We start from the raw sequence: 6,203 nt of genomic DNA, 5'->3' as shown, positions 1-6,203 counted from the left end.
GTTGTTCGCTCCGGATGTTCCGGTGCGGTTCCTGATGTGCGGTGTCACGGATTCCGCAGTGCTGCGGGACGAGCTACGGCGTTTGGGCCACGTGGGCGGGGTGGAGACGTTCGCGGGTCGGGTGCAGGTGTCGCGCTCGGGCGAGGTCCGGGTGCTGGAGCCAGGTGAGCAACCAGGTTCCCCGCAGGACTCGGTGGTGCTGGCCGATCCCGGGCCGATGATCGCGTTCCCCTTCTTCCCGGACAGTCGGGAAATGACCAGGTGGAGGTCTTTCCGCGACTGCATGCCCGACGCGGATGAAAGCATCCGGACGGTCCACGTCTACTCGCACGTCCGCGACGACGTGTTCCTGGCGGACGGGCAGTGGCGGAACGCCGCGTCGTTCGCCGCGGCGTTGGTCGACGCCGGCCTCTCCCAGTACGATCCCCGCGCGCCGCTGCGCCTCATGGTCGAACTCTCCGCCGCGAGTCGGCAGCACTTGGCCACGGCGCGTGAGGTCGCGCGGCTGCTGCGCGGTGACGGCCCGTACCGCGAGGTGACCGTCAACACCGGTCCGCTGCGGATCAATCCGATCACCGGATCGTTGAACTTCGCCTCGGCCGGGTTCGAGCGGGTGTCGGAGGTGCTGATCACCGACGTCCACTGGGAGGAGTTGGTCGACGGGATCGATCAGACGCACGGCGCGGCGCTGCTGGGCGACACCTCGCGCTACCGCGGTTTGAGGAAGGGCGCCCGGTTCGCCGACGACCACAGCATGCGCTTGGCCCGAGTGGCGCCGGACGTGGATGGCCCCTACGCGAACTCGACCTTCAAGCCGCTGCCGTGGGCCTCGTCCATCGAAGCCGGTCGAGCCCGTCCGTTCGTCATCCACCTGGAAGGCCAGGGGCGGTCCTACGCGATCCGGCTGCACGACGGTCGGGTCTACCGGCTCTCGGCTCAGGAGATGGCGAGGTTGTTGGCGTCGCCGGCGTTCCGGCGGGCGTTGGCCGACCCGCGGGTGCGCCGACCAGTGGTGCTGGTCACGCGGATGCCCCTGGCGGACGACAAGCTCAACCTGGATCTGTTCGACCTCCTGGCAAGGCACCTCGGTGCCCGGCCGTACTACGGGTACTCCGGGCCGATGCGCTACTCCGAGTGGACGGAAATGGGCCGGTTCCTCGGATCGGAGTCCACCTTCGCCGTGCCCCGCGGTAGCTGGTTCATCGCCGGACCGCCGCTGATTCGGCACAACGTGTCGGTTCAGTGGCACGCGGGCGTGTTCACGCTGACGGACGCCGCAGACCTCGAGCCGGACGTGGTCGACATCGCCCAGGGCGTCGCGCGGGGTGAGTTCGGTGATGCGCCCTGGGGTGACCAGTCTCCGCTGGTCGTGGCGGTTCACTCGAGGGAGGGGTATGCCGTCGTGCCCACGACCGACGGCGGGCACGTCGAGCTCGAAGGGCAGGACGCCTTCCACGTCCTCTCTGCTGACGAGGACTTCGATCTCTCGTTGAAGGCGCCGTCCGGTCGTCCGGTGGTGCTGGTGGGTGAGGACGCGGGCACTCGGGTGAATCCTGGTGGTTTCGGGTTCGACTTCGCCTCGGTGTTGCACGAGGTGAAGGACTTCCGCGACGTCTACGCGATGACGCGGGACGAGCGGGGTCGTCCGGTGTTCAGGTTGGTGTCGGGTCTGCGGGACGGTGATGTCGCGCTGGAGCCGTTGGAGAACTCCGAGGGCCAGACGGTTGCGGTGGTGGTGCGGTCCGCCGGTGACGAGGCCGAGGTCGAGAAGGCGCGGGAGTGGGCGCACGACGTCACTCCCGAGAAGATGAAGCAGTTCTGGAACACGTCCACCGGTCGGTTCGAGGATTCGCCCTGGTCGACGGGCCGGCCGCCGTTGACGGTCCTGGTCACCCGGCGGGGGGAGCAGTACCTGGCGGCGCGTTCGGATGATGAGACCTCGGCCTTGTCCATGGACGGGTTGACCGGTGTCCTGCGCGACAGCGAACTGCTGAGGAACACCGCGGGCTTCCGCCCGGATGTGGATTTCGTGTTCGCTGCGTTGGGTGGTGAGTCGGTCGAGCCGGTGGGCTTCGGCGCGGGGATGCTGGCCGGCGGTTACTCGCGACGGGTGCACTGGCCGGCCGGGCGCCTGGCGTTCCGCGACGACGGGCACATCGCCGTGGAGGGCGACGGCTTCCGGACGGTTGACCCGGTCGAACCGGGAATCGACGACTTCATCACCTATCCGATGTTCAAAGCCGGCACGGGAGAAGTCGACGGGCAGGTCTACCCCTCGAAGCCCGGCGATGTGCTCTGGATGCCGAGCAGCGGTCAGCGGAGGAAGGCATTCCGCTTCAAGCACTACATCAGGAAGACCACCACTCGGGCCGCCGACGGCACAGCGGAGCGCCGCGAAGAGAAACTCCCCATTCCGGGGTCGAAGAGCCCGGTGTCGCCGTGGTACATCGCCATGCACGGTCAACCGGACAAGGTGGCCGTCCGGTTGCGCACCGGCCGCCCCCACCGGTTCGGTGACCTCCTGATGCTGTCGCCGCAGGACGCCGGACGTGTCCTGACGCTGAACGAGATCTACCGCTCGGCGCCCCACCCTCGCGGTGAGGAGAAGGTGGCCCTCGCCTGCTCGATCAACCGGGCTCCGGACGACGGTGGTCACCCGTTGGCGTCCTACCTGGTGGAGGCGTTCGAGCAGGCGGACGGCTTCCCGGTGACGGTCAGGGCCGCCGACGAGGTGCTGGAAACCCATCGCATCACCGGGAGGTGGTCCATCAGGGATGGTGGCTCCTTCCGCAGGGCGGTGCCCCCTGGCGGACAGGTCGTCGACTCGTCCGACGAGCACGTCTCGGACACCGACTTCGACTTCGACTCCGAGGCTGAGACCGACGCCCAAGCCGGTGCTGACGTCCACTCCGGCGTCGAGGTCTCCTTCGGCGCTGTTGCTCCTGCCGCCGTCTCCCCGGAGGCCGTTGAGCGTGTGGTGTTGCGGGATGGGTTGGGGGGTGTGGTGGGTGCGGGTTTCCTGGCCGGTGGTGAGGCCGGGGTGGTGGTGGAGGCGTTCGCGTCGGGTGCGGGCGTTCCGGGTGTGTTCAGCGTGGTGGCGCATCGGGGTCCGGATGGTGTGCGGTTGCCGTTGGAGTCCGGTGGTTTCGGGTATTTGGGTGATCGTGCTTTTGTGCGGTTGTTGGTGGGGATGCGGTTGTTCGCGCCGGATGTTCCGGTGCGGTTCTTGATGTGTGGTGTCACGGATTCGGGTGCGTTGCGGGACGAGCTGCGTCGTCTGGGTCATGTGGGCGGGGTGGAGACGTTCGCGGGTCGGGTGCGGGTGTCGCGCTCGGGCGAGGTCCGGGTGCTAGAACCGGATGAACAGCCGGGCCCCTCGCAGGATTCGGTGGTGCTGGCCGATCCGGGGCTGGCGCTCGCGTTCCCCTTCACCCCAGGCGGTCCGGACGGCGTGGGGTGGGAGTTCCTCCACAGCCGTATGCCCGCCACTCCGCAGAACCCCCAGCCGGTCCACGTCTACGCCCACACCTTCAACGGTCGGTTGTTCGTGAACGGGCAGTGGCAGGATGGTGCGTCGTTCGCCGCGGCGTTGGTCGACGCCGGTTTCTCCCGGCAGGACCCGCGCACGCCGCTGCACCTCATGATCGAACTCATCACCGTGGGCCGGCAGCACGTCGAGGTGGCGCGGGAGGTCGCGCGGGTGTTGCGCGGTGACGGTCCTTATCGGGAGGTGTTCGTCAACACCGCTCCGCTGCGGGTCGATCCGCAGACGGGGTCGGTCGAGGTCATGGCGGCCAGGTTCGAGCGGGTGTCGGATCTGCTGATCACCGACGTCGAGTGGACGGAGTTGATCGACGGGGACGGCCGGTTGCACGGTGCGGCCGTGTTGGGCGACGCCTCGGACTACCGCGGCTTGAGGAAGGGGGCGCGTTTCCTCGACGACCACAACATGCGCCTGGCTCGGATCTCGCCGAACCTGGCGGACATCTACCGGAATTCCTTTGCCGAACTCCTGCCGTGGGCTTCGTCCATCGGAGCCGGCCGCGCCCGACCGTTCGTCCTGCACCTGGAGAGCGCAGGTTCGCACTACGTGGTCCAGTCGAAGGAAGGCTCGACCCTCCGGCTTTCGGTGCGGGAGATGGCGCGGCTGCTGCTGTCGCCGGCGTTCCACCGGGCGTTGACCGACCCGCGGGTGCGCCGGCCGCTGGTGCTGATCACCCGCACCGCCACGCCGAACAGCGCGCTCAACCGGGAATTGCTCGACCTGCTGATGAAGGAGATCGGCGTCCGGGTGTACCACGAGTACTCCGGACCGCTGGTTTCCCGCCAGGTGATGCACGGTGGTGAGGTCGCCGCGGAGGACCCGTCCATCACCCTGCCCCTGGGCGGTCGGTTCACCTCCGGGCCGGCGTCGATGAAGAACGTCGTGTCGGTGCGGCGGGACGGGGATGTGTTCGCGCTGGCGGACGACGCGCACCTGGGGGCCGAGCTGGTCGACGTGGTCCAGGGTGTCGCGCGGGGTGCGTTCGGCGATCGGCCGTGGGGTGAGGTGTCGCCGCTGGTGGTGGCGGTGCGCTCGGCGGAGGGGCACGCCATCGTGCCCACGGTTGATGGTGGGCGTTTTGAACTGGGTGGGCAGGAGGTCTTCTACGCGCTTTCCGAGGATGAGCACTTCCTCCAGGTGTGGGTGGGGGAGCCTGGACGTCCGGTGGTGCTGGTGGGTGAGGACGCCGGGACTCGTTTGGACCACGGTGGTTTCGGGTTCGACTTCGCCTCGGTGTTGCACGAGGTGAAGGACTTCCGCGATGTCTACGCGATGACGCGGGACGAGCGGGGTCGTCCGGTGTTCAGGCTGGTGTCGGGTCTGCGAGGCGGGGATGTCGCGCTGGAGCCGTTGAGGAACCTCACGGGCCACGTGGTCGCGGTGGTGGTGCGGTCCGCCGGTGACGAGGCCGAGGTCGAGCGTGCGCGGCGGTGGGCGAGCAACGTCACGGTTCCGATGATCAGGCAGTTCTGGAACACGTCCGCCGGTCGGTTCGAGGATGCGCCGTGGTCGACGGGTCGACCGCCGTTGTTGGTCCTGGCCACGCGCCGGGGCGAGCACTACCTGGCGACGCGTTCGGACGGGACTGGTCTGGTCCTATCCGTGGACGGGGTGACCGGTGCCCTGGCTGACAGCCTCCTGTTCAGGAGAACTGCGGGCACCCGACCGGATGTGGATCTCGTGTTCGCCTCGTTGGGTGATGCATCGGTCGAGCCGGTGGGTTTCGGCAGGGGGATGCTGGCCGGTGGTTATTCGCGGCTGGTGCACTGGCCGGCGGGGCGCCTGGTGCTGCTCAACAACGGGCGGATCGCCGTGGAGGGTGACGGTTTCCGGACGGCCGAAAAGATCACGCTGAGCCCGGACGACATCGTGACCTACCCGATGTTCGAAGCGGGCACGGGACGTCTCAACGGGCATTTCCACCCGGCTTCCTTGAGGGATGTGCTGGGGATGCAGGCCATGCACAGGTATGAGGCATCCTTCGGCTTCAAGCGGTACATCAGGGAGGTCGTCGGGCAGAGGGACGTCGACGGTGCCGTGGTGCGCGGCTACGAGAAGTTGCCCATGAAGTGGTTGAAGGGTCCGGTGCCACCGTGGTACGTCGCCGTGCACGGTCAGCCGAACAGCGTCAGCGTCCGGCTGCGGACCCGTCGTCCGCACCAACTGGGTGATGAGTTGGGGCTGCCGTCGGAGGCCGCGGCGCAGGTGTTGACGCGGAACTCGATCTACCGATCGGCGTCCCACCCGCGTGGGGAGCAGAAGGTGGCCACCGTCTGCTTGATCAACCAGACCCCGGCGGGGGGTGGTCACCCGTTGGCGTCCTACTTGGTGGGGGCGTTCGAGCAGGCGGACGGCTTCCCGGTGACGGTCTGGGCCGCAGACCAGGTGGTGGGCATCAACAACGTCACCGGCAGGCGATCCGTCCTGAAAAACGGGTTCTACCGGAAGGCGGTGCGCCCAGGGGACGAGGCCGTCGACTCGGCTGACGAGGACTTCTCGGACACCGATGCCGAATTCGACTTCGAAGCCGATCCCAGCACATTCTTCGGCGCTGTCGCTTCTGCTGGTGTTCGCGTGTCTCCGAGGGATGTCGAGCGTGTGGTGTTGCGGGATGGGTTGGGGGGTGTGGTGGGTGCGGGTTTCCTGGCCGGTGGTGAGG

The 6,203-nt window shown here is 68.0% G+C and carries 1 protein-coding gene; it reads left to right on the top strand.

The features are described from left to right. Window positions 1-100 precede the first annotated feature (100 nt). Window positions 101-6,203: hypothetical protein (locus tag AB0G02_RS26005; protein ID WP_360798332.1), on the top strand; the 6,103-nt coding region annotated here is incomplete at its 3' end.

This window comes from Actinosynnema sp. NPDC023658 (genome assembly GCF_040639995.1).
Classification (GTDB): domain Bacteria; phylum Actinomycetota; class Actinomycetes; order Mycobacteriales; family Pseudonocardiaceae; genus Actinosynnema.
The sequence above is the reverse complement of the archived record's forward strand: the minus strand, read 5'-3'. Positions and strand labels throughout refer to the sequence as shown.